This is a genomic window from Plasticicumulans lactativorans (assembly GCF_004341245.1).
Taxonomy (GTDB): domain Bacteria; phylum Pseudomonadota; class Gammaproteobacteria; order Competibacterales; family Competibacteraceae; genus Plasticicumulans_A; species Plasticicumulans_A lactativorans.
In genome coordinates this window covers 123,567-140,144 of record NZ_SLWY01000004.1, presented here as the reverse complement: position 1 = coordinate 140,144, position 16,578 = coordinate 123,567, and the positions used below count along the sequence as shown (strand labels likewise).

At 70.4% G+C, this 16,578-nt stretch carries 18 protein-coding genes; 8 read left to right on the top strand and 10 right to left on the bottom strand.

All coding sequences use genetic code 11. The annotated features are described in order from the left end of the window. Nucleotides 1-63 precede the first annotated feature (63 nt). A complete protein-coding gene (locus EV699_RS04135; protein ID WP_132539252.1) occupies nucleotides 64-846 on the bottom strand; it encodes a hypothetical protein in 783 nt (260 codons plus the stop codon). Nucleotides 847-918: 72 nt separating this feature from the next. Here EV699_RS04135 and EV699_RS04130 point away from each other — a divergent pair, with 72 nt between their 5' ends. Both EV699_RS04130 and EV699_RS04125 read left to right on the top strand, forming a co-directional pair. Continuing rightward, nucleotides 919-1,689 (top strand): ferredoxin--NADP reductase, encoded by a 771-nt coding sequence (locus EV699_RS04130; RefSeq protein WP_132539250.1) that lies wholly within the window; start codon nucleotides 919-921, stop codon nucleotides 1,687-1,689. A gap of 170 nt (nucleotides 1,690-1,859) precedes the next feature. Further along, nucleotides 1,860-2,054 carry a hypothetical protein gene (locus tag EV699_RS04125; protein WP_132539248.1) on the top strand — a complete coding sequence of 65 codons (195 nt, stop codon included), beginning with the start codon at nucleotides 1,860-1,862 and terminating at the stop codon, nucleotides 2,052-2,054. Nucleotides 2,055-2,075: 21 nt separating this feature from the next. Here EV699_RS04125 and EV699_RS04120 read toward each other — a convergent pair whose 3' ends face one another. Further along, nucleotides 2,076-2,624, bottom strand: coding sequence for a DUF3455 domain-containing protein (locus EV699_RS04120; protein ID WP_132539246.1), 549 nt, complete (start codon nucleotides 2,622-2,624; stop codon nucleotides 2,076-2,078). 312 nt (nucleotides 2,625-2,936) lie between these two features. On the opposite strand from EV699_RS04120, the gene EV699_RS04115 reads away from it, so the two are divergent. The 4 genes from EV699_RS04115 (at nucleotide 2,937) to EV699_RS04100 (ending at nucleotide 7,016) form a co-directional block, all read left to right on the top strand. Then, nucleotides 2,937-4,232, top strand: coding sequence for a hemolysin family protein (locus tag EV699_RS04115; protein WP_132539244.1), 1,296 nt, complete (start codon nucleotides 2,937-2,939; stop codon nucleotides 4,230-4,232). Nucleotides 4,233-4,242: 10 nt separating this feature from the next. Next, nucleotides 4,243-5,163 carry a patatin-like phospholipase family protein gene (locus EV699_RS04110; protein ID WP_132539242.1) on the top strand — a complete coding sequence of 307 codons (921 nt, stop codon included), beginning with the start codon at nucleotides 4,243-4,245 and terminating at the stop codon, nucleotides 5,161-5,163. Further along, entirely contained in the window at nucleotides 5,160-5,858 is a 699-nt protein-coding gene (locus EV699_RS04105) for a sulfite exporter TauE/SafE family protein (RefSeq protein ID WP_243662551.1), read from the top strand. The genes EV699_RS04110 and EV699_RS04105 overlap by 4 nt, the downstream gene beginning before the upstream one ends. A gap of 87 nt (nucleotides 5,859-5,945) precedes the next feature. Beyond that, a complete protein-coding gene (locus tag EV699_RS04100) occupies nucleotides 5,946-7,016 on the top strand; it encodes a 3-deoxy-7-phosphoheptulonate synthase (protein ID WP_132539240.1) in 1,071 nt (356 codons plus the stop codon). Nucleotides 7,017-7,023: 7 nt separating this feature from the next. Here the strand turns inward: EV699_RS04100 and EV699_RS04095 are convergent, their stop codons facing one another. The 5 genes from EV699_RS04095 to pdxR all read right to left on the bottom strand — a co-directional run bounded on the left by EV699_RS04095 (nucleotide 7,024) and on the right by pdxR (nucleotide 13,715). Then, nucleotides 7,024-7,485 carry a thermonuclease family protein gene (locus EV699_RS04095; RefSeq protein ID WP_165904025.1) on the bottom strand — a complete coding sequence of 154 codons (462 nt, stop codon included), beginning with the start codon at nucleotides 7,483-7,485 and terminating at the stop codon, nucleotides 7,024-7,026. After that, nucleotides 7,482-8,906, bottom strand: a complete 1,425-nt coding sequence (locus EV699_RS04090) for an AcvB/VirJ family lysyl-phosphatidylglycerol hydrolase (RefSeq protein ID WP_132539236.1) — start codon at nucleotides 8,904-8,906, stop codon at nucleotides 7,482-7,484. Before EV699_RS04090 ends, EV699_RS04095 begins: the two co-directional genes overlap by 4 nt. Further along, nucleotides 8,903-11,461 (bottom strand): bifunctional lysylphosphatidylglycerol flippase/synthetase MprF, encoded by a 2,559-nt coding sequence (gene mprF / locus EV699_RS04085; RefSeq protein ID WP_132539234.1) that lies wholly within the window; start codon nucleotides 11,459-11,461, stop codon nucleotides 8,903-8,905. Before mprF ends, EV699_RS04090 begins: the two co-directional genes overlap by 4 nt. A gap of 54 nt (nucleotides 11,462-11,515) precedes the next feature. Next, nucleotides 11,516-11,980, bottom strand: coding sequence for a tRNA (cytidine(34)-2'-O)-methyltransferase (locus EV699_RS04080; RefSeq protein ID WP_132539232.1), 465 nt, complete (start codon nucleotides 11,978-11,980; stop codon nucleotides 11,516-11,518). 235 nt (nucleotides 11,981-12,215) lie between these two features. Further along, nucleotides 12,216-13,715, bottom strand: coding sequence for a MocR-like pyridoxine biosynthesis transcription factor PdxR (gene pdxR / locus EV699_RS04075; RefSeq protein ID WP_132539230.1), 1,500 nt, complete (start codon nucleotides 13,713-13,715; stop codon nucleotides 12,216-12,218). An 88-nt stretch (nucleotides 13,716-13,803) separates the two neighbouring features. Between pdxR and EV699_RS04070 the strand changes: the two genes are divergently transcribed. Both EV699_RS04070 and EV699_RS04065 read left to right on the top strand, forming a co-directional pair. Then, nucleotides 13,804-14,427, top strand: a complete 624-nt coding sequence (locus EV699_RS04070; RefSeq protein ID WP_132539228.1) for an FMN-binding negative transcriptional regulator — start codon at nucleotides 13,804-13,806, stop codon at nucleotides 14,425-14,427. Nucleotides 14,428-14,460: 33 nt separating this feature from the next. Continuing rightward, a complete protein-coding gene (locus tag EV699_RS04065; protein ID WP_132539226.1) occupies nucleotides 14,461-14,817 on the top strand; it encodes an antibiotic biosynthesis monooxygenase family protein in 357 nt (118 codons plus the stop codon). A gap of 140 nt (nucleotides 14,818-14,957) precedes the next feature. On the opposite strand, the gene EV699_RS04060 is transcribed toward EV699_RS04065, so the two are convergent. The 3 genes from EV699_RS04060 to EV699_RS04050 form a co-directional block, all read right to left on the bottom strand. Beyond that, nucleotides 14,958-15,443: a hypothetical protein gene (locus EV699_RS04060; RefSeq protein ID WP_243662550.1), complete on the bottom strand. Its 486-nt coding sequence runs from the start codon at nucleotides 15,441-15,443 to the stop codon at nucleotides 14,958-14,960. A gap of 239 nt (nucleotides 15,444-15,682) precedes the next feature. Next, a complete protein-coding gene (locus tag EV699_RS04055) occupies nucleotides 15,683-16,177 on the bottom strand; it encodes an HNH endonuclease (RefSeq protein ID WP_132539224.1) in 495 nt (164 codons plus the stop codon). 109 nt (nucleotides 16,178-16,286) lie between these two features. After that, nucleotides 16,287-16,481 carry a KTSC domain-containing protein gene (locus tag EV699_RS04050; protein WP_341540215.1) on the bottom strand — a complete coding sequence of 65 codons (195 nt, stop codon included), beginning with the start codon at nucleotides 16,479-16,481 and terminating at the stop codon, nucleotides 16,287-16,289. Between the last annotated feature and the right edge of the window lie 97 nt (nucleotides 16,482-16,578).

Sequence of the window (16,578 nt, the reverse complement as noted above, 5' to 3'; positions counted from 1 at the left end):
CCGCGCCCGTACGTATGCGTTCGTGCATGGCGGCCCGCCGGCGGCGGCGCGGTCGGCGGGGGCTCAGGCAGGTGCCGCCGCGACGGCGGGCGCGCGCGCGTGCACGCGCCGCGCGGCACGCATCACGTACATGTCGAACAGCGCGTAGAAGGCGCCGGCGAGGATCGGCGGGTTGGTGGTGGCGAGCCCCAGGTGCGGCAGCACCGGCTGCCAGCGCCAGTTGCCGAGCCAGGTGCCCCAGAGCTCCAGCAGCAGCGCGAGCACCAGCATGGTGGCGTAGAGCTTGCGCGAACGGCCGTGGCCGTACGCGACCAGGAACAGCGCCACCAGCAGCACTTCGAACTGGCTCCAGCCGGCCACCCATGCCCACAGCGCGTAGGCGACAGCGACGGCGGGCACCAGCACGGTGATCAGGTCGGGCAGGCGGCGCGCCAGCGTCGGCCCGAGCATGAAGAGCAGCACGTGGCCCGGGGGCACGAAGGCGGGCACGTTGTGGAAGCGGTAGTCGTAGAACCCCAGGCCGAGCGAGAAAAACAGCTCGGCGCACATCGCGAACGCGGTGGCACGCACCAGCGCGCGCCGCCACGGCGGGGTTTCCGCGTGCAGCAGCAGCGCCCACAGGGTCCAGACCACCGCGCTGACGACGAACTGGCCGACGAGGTCGGTGTGCGCGTCGACGGCGAGGCCGAGCAGCAGCACCAGCGCGATCGCCACGGCCTTCAGCTCGGCGTGCGGGCCGGCGAGCGGGGCCGTGCGGCCGACGAGTTCGCGCAGCGCGGCGGGATCGGGAGAGGGAGCGTGCCGCGCTTTATTTCGAAAAGTTCTTTCAAAGCTGCGAGAATTCAATTTGCGATCCGATCTCTTACCGTAAGCTATTGCACCCGCACATTTCGCAGTCCCAGCCGTCCCGAGACTTCCATGACGTCCAGCGACAAGTACACCGTCGAAACCATCACCTACATCCAGCCGTGGAACCCGAACCTGTTCACATTCCGCACCACGCGGTTTTCGGGCTACCGCTTCATCCCTGGCCAGTTCGCCCGCCTCGGCATCCCCGACGGCGACCGCATCATCTGGCGCCCGTACTCGATCGCCTCGGCCAACTGGGACGAACACCTGGAGTTCTACTCGATCGTGGTGCCGGAGGGGGAATTCACGCCCCGCCTCGCGCAGCTGCGCGTCGGTGACACGCTGCTGGTCGACAAGACCAACTACGGCTTCCTGACCACCGACCGCTTCGAGTGCGGCAAGGATCTGTGGATGCTGTCGACCGGCACCGGGCTCGCGCCGTTCGTGTCGATTCTGCACGACTTCGACACTTGGCAGCAGTACGACAACCTGATCCTGGTCCACGGCGTGCGCCACGCCAACGAGCTCGGCTACGCCGAGCTGCTGCGGGCGCTCCCTGAGCACGAGATCTTCGGCGAGTTCGCCCACAAGCTGCACTACGTGCAGGCGGTGACGCGCGAGGACGTCCCCGGCGCGCTGCGCGGGCGCATCACCGAGCTGCTGGATTCCGGCGAGCTCGAATGCACCACCGGCGTGACCTTCGACGCCGAGCGCGCCCGCGTGATGATCTGCGGCAATCCCGATCTGGTGGAGGATCTGCGCGGCATGCTCACCGCGCGGGGCATGAGCCTCGCCAAGCGCGGCCGGCCCGGGCATTTCGCGATCGAAAACGCCTACTGAGCGGCCGGGAAGGCCACGTGGCGTAGCGAAACAAGGTGTAACTGCGGCCGAGGCGGCCAGGGGGTAGGGTAAGTCCATCCCCGGCGCCGCGCCCGCCCGCTCAACCCCGCATCGATTCCCCTCATCCGGGGCGCGGGCGGCGTCGGGGAACCAACACCCCGGAGCCCGCCATGCGCAGCCAGACGCCGCCCGAACTCGAACAGCTCGAACGCCTCCAGCGCGCGGCGCGCGACGCCGGCGTCGGTAGCGGCGAAGCCGGGCCGGCACGCTGCGAGCGCTGCGGCACCACCCTCACGCCGCTGCGCCGGGCGCGGGGTCACGTCCTCTGCCCGGGCTGCGCCGGCGGGATCGCGCAGCGCCGCTGACGCGCTTCGTTCCAGTCCCTCTCACCCCGCCGCGTAGAAGTAATACGTGGCGCCGAAGTCGACCCGCACCTTCTTGCCAGCGGCCTTCTGTGAGCAGGCCTTCGCCGCGGGCGGCAGTCCGCCGCGGGTGTCGAGGCGCTGGATGCTGCTGACTGTGGTCATCAACCCCTCTCCTTCGTGGGCCTGCGCGGTCAGCAGCTGCCAGGGCAGCGCCGCGGCGGGGTCGGGGGCGGCAACCTCGGCTTTCACGGCACCGACGACCTTGCCGCCTTCGCGGATCTCCCAGCTCGGGCCGGCGTAGTGCAGGCCGATCTTGTTGCCGTCGGCATCGAACAGCGTCGCTTCGGGCGCCCCGGCTACCCAGGCGTAGCGACCGCCTTTCTGCGCCCGGCATTCGTAGGTCTGGGCGCCCTTGGCGGGGGTGACGAGGACCAGGCGTTCGCCGCTGCCGACGGTCAGCGGGGCCGGCACCTCGGGGGCGGCCGGGCCGCGGTTCAGGCCGAGGCTGGTGCAGCCGGCGAGCGGCAGCAGGCAGAGGGTGACGAGCACGGAAGCACGACGGTCGGACATGACTAGTTCCTCGCGAACGGGGGCGGCCGCGCGGCCGCGATCGCACAGAGCATAACGGTCCGCCGCACCGGGCGGGCAGCGTGTGCTGCGGTGGGCGGTACGTCCGGTGTACGGGATGCGTGTGCTACGATCGTTCACCTTTCGTTCGTCGGTATCGCCGCGCACATGCCTACTCCGGCTTCACCGGAACCCCCCCCGTCGCTGACGGCACGCCGTTCGAACCGTTCCCCCCAAGCATGCCGGCACGGCGCCCCTGACGCGGACGCCGGGCGCGCCGGCCCGTTGCCCGTTCGTTCTGAGGATCCCTGAGTCATGTTCGCCTGGGAGATCGTGATCGTCCTGCTGTTGATCGTGCTCAATGGCTTCTTCGCGATGTCGGAACTCGCGGTGGTGTCGGCGCGGCGTGCGCGCCTGCAGGTGCTGGAGCAGGACGGCGTCGGTGGTGCGCGCGCCGCACTGCACCTGTCCGAGGCGCCCGGGCGCTTCCTGTCGACGGTGCAGATCGGCATCACGCTGATCGGCATCTTCGCCGGCGCCTACGGCGGTGCCACCATCGCTGGCGCGCTCGCGGTGTGGCTCGACGAACACTTCGCCAGCCTCGGCACCGAAGCCGCCGGGGCCCTGGCGCTGGCGATCGTGGTCGCCGCGATCACCTACCTGTCGCTGATCGTCGGCGAACTGGTGCCCAAGCAGCTCGCGCTGCGCCACCCCGAGCGCATCGCCGTGCTGGTGGCGCCGATCATGCTCGTGATCTCGCGCCTCGCCCTGCCGCTGGTGTTCCTGCTCGACGTGTCCACCCGCATCGGGTTGCGGCTGGTCGGCGGGCATGCGGCATCGGAGCAGAAGGTCAGCGACGAGGAGATCAAGACGCTGATCGCCGAGGCCACCGAGGTCGGTGTCGTCAAGCAGGCCGAGCGCGCGATGATCGCCGGCGTGATGCGCCTCGCCGACCGCCCGGTGACGGCGCTGATGACGCCGCGCCCCGACATCGCCTGGCTCGACCTCGACGATGACGAGGCCGCGACGCGTGCCGCGCTGCTGGAGTGCCGCTACTCGCGCCTGCCGGTGTGCAAGGGCGATCCGGACGAGATCCAGGGCGTCGTGGAGGCCAAGGACCTGCTCAACCGCGCCCTCGCCGGGCAGCCGCTCGACCTGCGCGCGGTGATGCGCGAGCCGCTGGTGGTGCACGACGGCGTCAGCGCGCTGGGGCTGCTCGAATCGATCAAGCAGTCGCCGCTGCACATGGCGCTGGTGGTCGATGAGTACGGCAGCCTGCGCGGGCTGGTCACCGCCAACGACATCCTCGAAGCCATCGTCGGCGAGCTCGCCGAGCACGGCGCCGAGGCCGACCCGTCGATCGTGCAGCGCGAGGACGGTTCCTGGCTGATGGACGGCGGCGTGGCGATCGACGAGATCAAGGAAACCCTCGGCCTGCGCAGCCTGCCCGACGAGGACGACTACGACACGCTCGCCGGCCTGGTACTGGCGCAGCTCGAACGCCTGCCGAGCGCCGGTGACCACTTCACGCTCAGCGGTTACCGCTTCGAGGTGGTCGACATGGATGAACGACGCATCGACAAGGTGCTGATCAGCGCCGTCGAGCCCTAGCCCGCCGCCGATGGACGCTCCCGCGCCGACCAGCCCGCCCGCCGCGCCGCGCGTCGGCATCGCGCTCGGCAGCGGCTCGGCGCGCGGCTGGGCGCACATCGGCGTGCTGCGCGCGCTGGCCGCGCTCGACATCCACCCGGAGATCGTCTGCGGCACCTCGATCGGCGCGCTGGTCGGCGCGGCCTACGCCGCCGAGCGCCTGGACGCGCTCGAGCGCTGGGTGCTCGACATCGACCGCTGGCAGGTGCTGCGCTTCATCAACCCCGGCTCCGGCGGGCTGGTCGAGAGCGAGCGCCTGATGCAGGCCTTCGGCGAGCAGGTCGAGGACTGCGCGATCGACAGCCTGCCGCGGCGCTACGCCTGCGTCGCCACCGAGCTGCACAGCGGCCGCGAGCGCTGGCTGCGCCGCGGCAGCCTGCTCGACGCGGTGCGCGCCTCGATCGCGCTGCCGGGGCTGCTGCGGCCGGTGTACCGCGATGCCGTCTGGCTGGTCGACGGCGGGCTGGTCGACCCGGTGCCGGTGTCGCTGTGCCGGGCGCTCGGCGCCGAGGTGGTGATCGCCGTCAACCTCAACGGCGAGCTCGTCGGGCGCCCGCCGGCGCGCCCGCGCAGCCGTGCCGCCGAGCTGCTCGAACCCGTCGCCGGGCGCCTGCAGGAGCTGCTCGGCCTCGGCCGCGAAGCCGCGCCGCCCGATACCCCCGGCCTGTTCGAGGTACTCGGCGGCGCGCTGCACATCATGCAGGACCGCATCACCCGCAGCCGCATGGCCGGCGACCCGCCCGACGTGCTGCTCGCGCCGCGGCTCGGGCAGATCGCGCTGTTCGAGTTCGACCGCGCCCCCGAGGCCATCGCCGTCGGCCGCGCGGCGGTCGAGCAGAACCGCAGCGCGCTGTTCGCCGCCCTCGGCCGCCCGGAGCCCGACCCCGCGTGAACGTCGACGACACCCGCTACCTGGCCGCCGCCGTCGTGGCGCTGCTCGGCGGCGTGCACTGCGTGGGCATGTGCAGCGGCATCGTCGGTGCCCTCACCCTCGGCCTGCCGGCACCGGTGCGCGGGCGTTTCGGCGCGCAACTGCCCTTCCTGCTCGCCTACAACGCCGGGCGCCTGGCCAGCTACACCCTCGCCGGCGCGCTCGCCGGCGGCGTCGGGGCGTGGGCCGCGCACCTCACCGTCGTGCACCAGGCGCAGCTCGTGCTGCAGGCCGTGGCCGGCGCCTGCATGGCCGCCCTCGGCCTGTACCTTGCCGGCTGGTGGCGCGGCCTGCTCGCGGTGGAGCGCCTCGGCGCCGTGCTGTGGCGGCGGCTGGAGCCCTTCGGCCGGCGCCTGCTGCCGGTGCGCTCGCCGCTGCAGGCGCTGGCGATGGGCGCGATCTGGGGCTGGCTGCCCTGCGGCCTGGTCTACAGCGTGGTGATCTGGGCCGTCGCCGCCGGCAGCGCGCGCGAAGGCGCGCTGCTGCTGCTGAGTTTCGGCATCGGCACGCTGCCGGCGCTGCTGACGATGGGCGCCTTCGCCGCCACCCTCGCCGGCCTCGTGCGCCGCCCGGCGGTGCGCATCGCCGCCGGCCTCGCGGTGCTCGGTTTCGGCCTGCTGCAGCTTGCCCGCGTCGCCGCCGCGCTGCCCGGCTGAGCCGCGCCAGGCGCCTTGACGCTTCCCCGCGGGCTCGCGTAGAACCGCGTCCTGCCGATGGTTTTTCCCGCCGAGGAGAAGGCGCCCATGTCCACCACCCAGATCGAGAACGTCAACGTCGCCTCCATCGAGATGCTGCTGACGCCCGAGGAGCTGCACAAGCGCCTGCCCCTCAGCGCCGCCGCCCGCGACACCGTGCTCGCCGGTCGCGCCGCCGTCGAGGCCATCCTCGACCGCCGCGACCCGCGCCTGTTCGTCGTCGTCGGCCCCTGCTCGGTGCACGATCCGAAGGCGGCGATGGAATACGCCCACCGCCTCAAGGCGCTCGCCGGAGAACTCGCCGACACGCTCTACCTGGTGATGCGCGTGTACTTCGAGAAGCCGCGCACCACCACCGGCTGGAAGGGGCTGATCAACGACCCCGACATGAACGATTCCTTCAACATCCAGAAGGGGCTCGGCATCGCCCGCCGGCTGCTGCTCGACATCGCCGAGCTGGGGTTGCCCACCGGCACCGAGGCGCTCGACCCGATCAGCCCGCAGTACCTGTCGGACCTGATCACCTGGGCGGCGATCGGCGCGCGCACCACCGAGTCGCAGACCCACCGCGAGATGGCCTCGGGCCTGTCGACCCCGGTCGGCTTCAAGAACGGCACCGACGGCAGCCTGACGGTGGCGATCAACGCGCTGCTGTCGGTGTCGAGCCCGCACAGCTTCCTCGGCATCGACGGCCAGGGCCAGTGCGCGATCATCCGCACCCGCGGCAACCGCTACGGCCACGTGGTGCTGCGCGGCGGCGCCAAGCCCAACTACGACTCGGTGACGGTGGCGCTGTGCGAGCAGGACCTCGCCAAGCACAAGCTGCCGCCGAACATCGTCATCGACTGCAGCCACGCCAACTCCAACAAGAAGCCCGAGCTGCAGCCGCTGGTGCTGCACGACGTGGTCAGCCAGGTCTGCGAGGGCAATCGCTCGATCGTCGGCGTGATGATCGAGAGCAACCTCAACGCCGGCAACCAGGCCATCCCCGCCGATCTCTCGCAGCTCAGGTACGGCGTGTCGGTCACCGACGCCTGCGTCGACTGGGCCACCACCGAGACCATGCTGCGCGAGGCCGCCGCCAAGCTGCGCCCGGTGCTGGCGCGCCGCGCCGGCTGAGCCGGCCTCAGCGCCGCGGCCGGGCCGCCGGCAGCGTCGGGTCGTCGAAGCTGCCGAGCCAGAGCCCGCGGCCGGCGGCGCGGGCGGCGTCCTGCGCGCGCAGGTAGCGCGCGCTCTCGTCGCGGCGCGCCACCGCCCAGCCGGCTTCCACCATCGCCAGGCCGACATCGGTGCCGTCGACGTAGCAGGTGGCGCTGTCCGCCGCCTCGCGCACGCACACCGGCTCGCGCCCGGCCACCAGGCTCTGCAGGAAGGCGCGCGCGTGCTGGCCGCAGGGGTAGCGGCGCGGGCCGTTGTCGCGCAGCTCCTCGCAGGTCTGCTCGGGATCGGGCGCGGCCACGCCGAACAGGCGCACGCGCTCGCCGCCGACGCTGATGCTGGCGGTGTCGATGCCGCGCGGGCCGGCGGCCGTGGCGGCCGCGGCCAGCGCCAGCAGCGCGACGGCGACGAGGGAGCGGATGGCGTTCAAGGGGTAGCTCCCGTGGCGGCGCGCTGCGCGGCGTCGAGCACGCGCTCGGCGAGCGCGCGGTAGTTCTCGTCGAAGTGGTGGCCGCCCGGCAGCCGCAGCACCGTCGGCCTGGCGTTGCTGCCGAGCTCGACGCAGGCGGTGTCGTCCTCGTCCTCCACGCCGTACACGCACAGCGCCGGCACCGCCAGCTGCAGCAGCTCGGGGGCGACCAGCAGCGCGCGCGGGTTGTGGCTGTCGTCGCTCGCGCCGATCCAGTCCCAGGGGTGGAACTCGAACTCGACGCGCCGGCTCGGCGCCAGCAGCGCGGCGAGCGCGACGCCGTCGCGCCCGGCCGGGCTCATGCGGTTGACCGCGAACGGCAGGATGTCGGCACCGAGCGAATAGCCCACCAGCAGCACGCGGCGCCGGTCCCACGCGCTGCGGTAGTGGGCGAGCACGCGCTCGAGGTCGCGCCCGGCCTCCTCGGGGCTGCGCGCGCGCCACAGGTACTTGAGCATGTTGAAGCCGACCACCGGGATGCCGGCGGCCTGGAAGCGTTCGCCGAGTTCGCGGTCGATGTCGGCCCAGCCGCCGTCGCCGCTGAGGATCACCGCGAGCCAGTCGGCGCTGCCGCGCTGCGTCGCCTGCGCCGGCAGCTCGATCAGCGGCAGGTCGGCGAGCGCCGTCGTCGGCGCCGGTGTCGCCAGCGCCTCCCAGGCATCGCCGAAGGGCGCGAGCCAGGGGGTGGGCACGCCGGCGAGCGCGGCGTCCGGCACGTCCACCGCGTGCGCCCGCGGTACCTGCGCGACGAAGGCCTGCAGCGCCGCGTCGGTGACGCCGTCGGCGCCGCCGCGCAGCGTGGTCCAGCGGATGCGCAGCTGCGGCGGCGGCACCAGGTGCTCGCCGGGGCTGCCGGCGGCGGCCTGCGCCACCCGCCCCTGGTCGCCGTCGCACAGCGGCCACTGGCTGGTCCATGCCGGGTCGAAGCCGAGCGTGAGCACGCCGCGGAAGGTGTTGATGGTGCTCTGCGCCGCCGCGGCCCAGACCAGCTGCGCGCCGAGCCCGCTGCCGACCAAGAGCGGCTGGCGGTAGTCGGCGAGCCCCAGAGTTTTTTCGGCGTACTGCGCGAAGGCCTCGAAATCCCAGCCGATGAACGTGCAGGCGTCGGCGCCGTCGTCCTCGGGCCTGGCCTGGCGCCACAGGCGCCCGGCGTCGACGCCGAGCACCAGCGTGCCGCGGGCGCGCAGGGCCTCGGTGAGGGCGGCGTCGAGCGCGCCGGGGCCGGCGGCGTCGGAGGCGAGCACCGCCACCGCGCGCGGCTCCCCGGCCGGGCGCGTCACGCTGACCGTGCCGAAGCGGCCGTACTCCAGGGTTTCGGCGCCGGCGGCGAGGCTCGCGGCGAGCAGGCCCGCACAGGCGGGCACGAGGCGGATGGCACTCACTTCTTCACGACTCCCTGCACGCTGCCGGCGATCAGCGTGGTGAGGTTGGCGAGGATGTGCGGCAGACGCAAGCCGCCGGGCACGGCCAGGTAGCGCGGCTCCCACACCGGCCCGAACTTGTCCTTGTACTGGCGCACGCCCTTGAAGTTGTAGAAGCGCTCGCCGCGGCCGAACACCAGCGCGCCGAAGCGGTTCCACAGTGGCGCCAGCGCGCGCGAATGCAGGCCGGCGAGCGGCGCCATGCCGAGGTTGAACCACGCGTAGCCCTGCGCGCGGCCCCACAGCAGCAGGTGCACGAAGAGGAAGTCCATGGTGCCGTTGGGCGCGCCCGGCACCTGGCGCATCAGGTCGATCGACAGCTCGTGATGCCCGGCACCGCACCACAGGTTGGCGAAGGCGACCAGCGCCCCGTCGCGCTCGACCAGCGCCAGCGGGCCGCCGGCGAGGTACTCGGGGTCGAAGCGCCCGAGCGAGAAGCCCTTCTCGCCGGTGTTCTTGGCGTCGAGCCACGCCGACGACACCTGCGCCAGCGCCGGCAGCAGCGCCGGCACCTCGGCGGCCGGCGCGATGCGGAAGGTGTAGCCGTCGCGTTCGAGCTTGGAGCGGATGTTGCGCAGGTTCGCGCGCGCCTTGCCGTCGAGCGTGAAGCGGGCGAGGTCGACGCGCGCCTCCTCGCCGATCTTCAGCAGCGTCAGCCCCAGCTCCAGGTAGAGGTCGAGGTTGACCGGGCTGACCTGGTAGAACACCGGCCAGCCGGCGTGCGCCTCGACGCGCTCGCGGAACGCCCAGGCGAGTTCGCGGCGCTCCTCGGCGGTGCCGATCGGGTCGCCCATCGACACCCAGGAGCGGCCCTGCACGCCGTACATCAGGAAGCCGTCGCCCTGCTGCGACAGCAGCACGCTCTTGTCGCCGAGCAGCGCCAGGTGCGCGTAGGTCAGCGGGCAGGCGGCGACGCGCGGGCGCAGCGCCTCCAGCGTGGTGCGGTCGGTACCGGTCACCGGCTGCGCCGGGCGCAGCAGCCGCGCCAGCGCCAGCGCCGCGAACACCGCCGCGACGCCGACCAGCGCGCGCAGGAAGCGCGGCGCCTCGCCGTCGTCGTCGAAGGTGAACTGCCACCACAGCTCGCGGCTGTAGTCGACCTCCTTGTACGAGAAGAAGCCGAGCCACACCGCGGTGGCGGTGATCATCGCCACCGCCGCAAGCCAGCCCGGCGTGAAGCGCTCCTCGAACAGCGAGGCCTTGCGGTAGAAGTGGCGCCGGCACGGCAGCAGCGCGAGCAGCAGCAGCGCGAGCAGCAGCGCCTCCTCGTAGTCGGCGCCCTTCAGCAGCGCGCTGACGCTGCCGGCGCCGAGCAGCAGCACGGTCACCACCCAGGCCGCGTCGAGGCGCCGCTGCAGGCTCTGCGCGAGCAGCAGCAGGCCCATGCCGATCACGCTGCCGGCGAAGTGCGACAGCTCCAGCAGCGACAGCGGGATGACGTGCGCGAGCCAGTCGAGTCGCCCCTCGGCCGCCGGGCTCACCACCGAGAACAGCAGCACCGCGCCGCACACCGCGCTCATCAGCGCCAGCAGCGGCGGCAGCAGTGCCGGGACCAGCGGCGCCACCAGCGCACCGAAGCCGCCGAGGCGCGCGCGCAGGCGCGTGGCCTCGTACAGGCCGAGCGCGAGCGTGGCGAGCAGCAGCGGCAGCAGGTAGTAGATGACGCGGAAGGCGAGCAGCCCGCCGAGCAGGTCGGCGGCCTCCAGCCAGGGTTCGAGGGTGCTCAGCACCACCGCCTCGAACACCCCGAGCCCGCCCGGCACGTGCGAGATCAGCGCCGCGATCTGCGCCATCAGGAACACCGTCAGGATGTGCAGGAAGCCGAGCTCCTCGGCCTTCGGCAGCAGCACGTAGAGCACCGCCGCGGCGAGCACCCAGTCGGTCGCCCCCACCACCACCTGGCGCCAGGCGAGGCGCGTGCGCACCACCGGCAGCTCCCACGGCCCCAGCCGGAACGGCTGGCGGCGCAGCCGCGCCGCCACCAGGTAGCCCGCCACCGGCAGCAGCAGCAGCACGCCGAGGGTGCGCCCGTGCGGCAGCGGCACGTGCAGCAGCTCGGGCAGGTCGACCGGCTTGGCGATCAGCACGCCGCCGGCCGCCACCAGCAGGCCGAGCCACAGCGTCAGCGTCGAGAACAGCACCACGCGCGCGATCTCCAGCGCCGACAGCCCCCAGCCGGAGTACAGCCGCAGCCGCAGCGTGCCCGAGGCGAACACCGACAGGCCGATGGTGTTGCTGAAGGCGTACGACAGGAACGACGCGAACATCACCTTGTACATCGCCAGCGGCCGGCGGATGTAGCGCATCGCCAGCAGGTCGTAGGCGGTGATCACCGCGTAGCTCAGCACCGTGAGCACGCCCGCGCCGAGCAGGTTGAGCGCGGGCAGCTCGTCGAGGTAACCGACCATGTCCTCGTACTGGTAGTCGGCGAGCTGCGCGTGCAGCGCCCAGAGCGCGATCAGGAACAGCGCGAGCGCCGCGAGCGGTGCAAAGTTGCGAAGGGGTGGCAGGGTCATCGGGCAGTGGGCGGGGCGTGGGCTGGGGCGCGCAGTCTACGGCTTCGGCGGCGTTCAGGCGCCACCGGCGTAGCCGTGCTGGCGCCAGGCCTCGAACAGTGCCACCGCGACCGCGTTCGACAGGTTCAGGCTGCGCTGCCCGGGGCGCATCGGCAGCCGCAGCCGCGCGTCGTCGGCGAAGCCGGCGAGCACCTCGGCGGGCAGCCCGCGCGTCTCCGGCCCGAACAGCAGCGCATCGCCCGGCGCGTAGGCCAGCTCGTGGAAGCCGCGCGCGGCCTTGGTGGTGAAGGCGTAGACGCGGCCCGGCGCCACCGCGGCGAGCGCCTCGGCGAGCGAACGGTGCTCCTGGAGCCGCGCCCACTCGTGGTAGTCGAGCCCGGCGCGCCTGAGCTTCGCGTCGTCGAGGGCGAAGCCGAGCGGGTGCACCAGGTGCAGCGTCGCACCGGTGTTCGCGCACAGGCGGATGACGTTGCCGGTGTTGGGCGGGATCTCGGGCTGGAACAGGATGACGTGGAACATGCGCGGCTCCGGGGCGGGGCGCCGAGCTTAACGCGTCCGCGGGGCGGGCCGCTGGCGGCGCATCGCGCGCGGGCGCGCAACGCGGCCTGCCGGCGCCGGCGGAAGGCGTTCTTCAGGGCGCCCGACCGAGGCGCCGGAGCGGTCGCCGGCGGATCGGCGCACCCGCCCCGTGACGAGGACGCCTGATCGCGGCCGGCCCGCCGTTCATGTCGGTGGCGTGCTGCAGATCACCGTCTCACCGATCAGGCGGCCCGGCGCGCAGCGCATCGATCACCGCCGCCAGCAGATGCACCCCTTGCCGGATCTGTTCGACCGCCAGGCTGGCGTAGCCCAGGATCAGCCCCACCGGGGGCGCCTGCAGGCGGGACTGCGGATCGGCGAACAGCGGCGACACCGGGTAGACGCCCACGCCCCTGCCGCGGGCGGCAGCCACCAGCGCGGGTTCGTCCTGCGGTCGCAGGAACGGCAGCCACAGCACCACGTGCAGGCCGGCGGCCGTACCGCTGACCTGGGCGTCGCCCGGCAGGTGGTGGGCGATGGCATCGAGCAGTGCCGTGCGGCGGCGCTCGTTCTCGCGCCGCACACGCCGGACGTGACGCTCGTAGGCGCCGCTGTCGATCAGCGATGCCAGCACGCGCTGCTCCACCACCGGCGCATGGCGGTCGGTCAGCCGCTTGGCCTGCCGGAACACCGGCACCAGCTCAGGCGGCAGCACCAGGTAGCCGAGCCGCAGTTGCGGCGACAGCGCCTTGGAGAACGTGCCGACATAGATCACGTGGCCATCGGTGTCGATCGACTGCAGCGCGTCGATCGGGCGCTGGCCGTAGCGGAACTCGCCGTCATAGTCGTCCTCCACGACCCAGGTGCGGTGCTGCCGGGCCCACTGGAGCAATTCGATGCGACGGCCGATCGGCATCACGCCCCCCAGCGGAAACTGGTGCGACGGCGTCACGTATGCCAGGCGGACCCGTTCGTCCCGGGGGAGGCCGGTGGTGACCAGGCCGTGCCCGTCCACGGGCGTGGCGAGGCACCTGGCCCCGGTGGCCTCGAAGCAGTGGCGGGCCATCAGGTAACCGGGGTCCTCGAAGACGAAGGCGTCGCCGGCGTCCAGCAGCAGCCGTGCGCACAGGTCGATGGCCTGCTGCGAGCCCTGTACCACGAGAATCTGCTCGGCCTGGCAGGCCAGTCCCCGGGCACGCCGCAAATAGCCCTGGAGCGCGCGCCGCAGCGACGCATCGCCTTCGGGCGCGGCGTAGCGCAGGCTCGGCTGCTGGCGCAGCAGTTCGGCCTGGTATGCGCGCCGCCAGGCCAGGGTCGGAAAGTCCCGGGACGCCACCGCGCCGTACAGGAAGTCGAATCGGGGCGGTTCGGCGCAAGGCAGCGCCGGCATGTCGCTTCCCGCCACGCGACGCCCGAACGCGGACAGGGGCGGCGCACGCCTGGCACTGCGGCCTGCCGTCGCAGCGGCGGGTGCGGGGGCCGCCAGCGGGCTGGCCACCCGGGCCACCCGCCCCGTGGAGGTGACGAGGAAGCCCTCGGCCGCGAGCTGCTCGTAGGCGGCGGTGACGGTGCTGCGCGAGACCCCCAGCTCGGCCGCCAGGGCGCGCGTGGACGGCGTCCCCGCGCCCGGCGCCAGGGTGCCGTCGGCGATCTGGGCACGCAGCAGGTCGTAGATGCGGCGCCCGGCCCCGGCGGCACCGCGGCGATTAGCGGTCGGTTTGCGAAACTGGTCCATAAAGAATCAAGGAAACTGGCTCTTCATGCTGTGCCGGTTGAGGGTGATAGTGAGCTGAATTCCGTCGCCACCCGTTCGTCCGCCCACTATGTACATTCCAGCCCACTTTGCTGAAACCCGACCGGAGGAGCTCGGCCGCATCATCCGCGAACATCCGCTGGGCATGCTGGTCACCCAGGGGAGCACCGGACTGGATGCCGATCACCTGCCGTTCGAATTCGATGCCGACGAGGGCGCGCATGGCGTGCTCACGGCCCACGTGGCCCGCGCCAACCCGCTCTGGCAGCGCTGCCCGACGGGCACGCCGGTCATGGTCGTATTTCGCGGCGCCGAGGCCTACATCTCGCCCAACTGGTACCCGAGCAAGCACGAGGCGCACCGCCAGGTGCCGACCTGGAACTACGAAGTGGTGCACGTACACGGCACGCTCATCGTGCATGACGACGAGCGCTTCGCCCTCCGCATCGTGGGGCGCCTGACCAGGCGCCACGAGGCGGCCGAACCCCGGCCCTGGAAGATCAGGGACGCCGCGCCCGAGTACATCAGCAGCATGCTGCGCAACATCGTGGGCATCGAGATCGCCATCACTTCGCTGGTGGGCAAGGTCAAGCTCAGCCAGAACCGGGAGGCGCGGGATCGCCTCAATGCCGCCGACACCCTGGAGGCGCGCGGGTGCGGTGAAATGGCGCATGCCATGCGCCATGCCGAATGAACCACAGCAACCCTGCCGGGACCACACAGCGCCATGTACACATCCACCTTCACGTTCGCGAAAGGCGAATTCGACGATGCGTTCCACGCGCTGGACGATGAGATCGCCAGGATCGCGAGAGCCATCCCCGGCTATCTGGGCGAAGAAAGCTGGGAGAACCCCTCAACGGGGCTCATCTCCAACGTGTACTACTGGGAAAGCATGGATTCGCTCCAGGTGCTCATGAAGCACCCTGCGCACGTCGCCGCAAAGCAGCGGCAGGCGCAGTGGCTCGATGGCTATCAGGTCGTCATCGCCGAGGTCATCAGCAGCCATGGCGATGGACGGATTCCGCACCCGCTCGCTCACCTGACGCCACCGGCCAACGGACGGCGCCCGTACGGCGGCTAAGGCGCGTGCACGACACGATCCGTCCAGCCATTCGTGGTCGAAGCCTTGAACGTCAGGACCGCGCTGTCGGGTCCTGCTGCACCCGTTTCACGGCGGCACCCTTGCGTTTCTCCTCGGGCTTTTGCGCCGCGGCCGGCCGCTCATTCTGCCTTCGCATCCGCGCCGTGCTCGGAAAGCTGCGCCCCGAACCATCGGTGCACGGCGGTCAGCAGGTGGATATCCGTTGTCTCGAACGTGATCTCCGCGCCGTCCGGAAGCGCGGTGTAGCTGACCCTGATGCGGGAGGCGCCTTCCTGGAGTTCCCTGATCCCCGGCATGGCCGGCCCATGCAGCTTCGCCGGGTCCGAATAATCACCGTTCTGGAATCTCTCGGCTTCATGCGCCAGGTGCTGCTGAATCAGGGCAATCTGCTCGCCGGCTCCCGCGTCCCTGGCAATGACGCGCTGCACGCCTCCCTGCTCGGTCATCCTGAAGATGTGCACGCTCCTGGACACATCGAATGGCATCACGCCATGCGACATCTGGTGGACGTGCTCCTGCTGCGTCATTTGCGCCGGAGCCGGGGTGACCGCGCAGGCAAGCAGTAGCGCCGCCAACGCGTTAAAGGGCGTGCCGAGTTTTCTCATGGTTCTCCTCTGGAAGCCTCCACCTTGTGCACACGGAGAGGGGCCCAACGCTGGTTTGATTTGTGGTTTGGCGTAGCCCGTAGACTTGTAGGTTGGGCTTCATAAAATGAAGCCCAACCTACTGTGCTGTGCGGTTGGTGAACGAGTTGACGGTTAACGTTTGCCATAACCAACAGTGAAAAGCGGTACGGCGAAGAAGCGTCGCTTCTCACTGTTCGAGTTGATGGCGTTGCTCGGCATCATTTTCGTGCCCGTTGATCAACTTGACGAAATACCCAAGCCCATGTTGCAGGATTGATTTTTCCCTGTCCCCAATGCCTGCTGGTTTTTGGAAAAGCTTCTTCAAGGATACCTCGAATTTCTTGCATGAGTTCATCAGTATGAGTGAGCCCGGAAAACGGTTTTTCGCCAAAGATAAGCTCATACTCTCTGATTCCACGTTCTTGCCAGTATGTGCCATAGAAAGGAACTGCATGTGCGTGCAGCCAGATCCACATGAATTCTGGGTCAGCAACATTTGGAGCTTCGGCATGGCACTGAGCACACAAGAGTATGAGATTTCTAGGACTCTCATCCCCTCCAAGAGCACGTGGAATGATGTGGCAGCGCTGGAGCAGGCGTTTATGTGCACAACGCCAACACAGTTTTTCTGCTTCTGCCCAATCCACAGACAAACCGCACTCGCTTTGGTGGTTGGACCAGTACTCTACAATTTCACGATGAGTTGTATTCATGATGCTGAACGCTAGAGATCAGCCGCGGATTTGCTGTCGCGAAGCGAAGTCAAATACGTCGACTGGAGTACCTTGTTGGATGACAGTTGCATTGATTTAGCGGTATTTTTTAGCACTGATATCGACCTCGAATATGGTTTGTGTAGTAAGTGCCTTTTGAGCCAGAGCGAAGAAAAGCATCAAAGACGTTTTGCGGAACTCTACAAAAATCGTATGCACCGCCCTCCTTGAATCGTATGCGCATGCGCATAGTGCTTGGATCATAGCCGATGGCGGAAATAGCGGATGAAGATACCGTAATCATGTTCATTTCTTTGCTCTTCAACTAGAAGTAACCGATCTATCGGCCGCATAAACGCGTCAGCAGCCCATGGCCCGTAGGTTGGGCTGAGCTTGCGAAG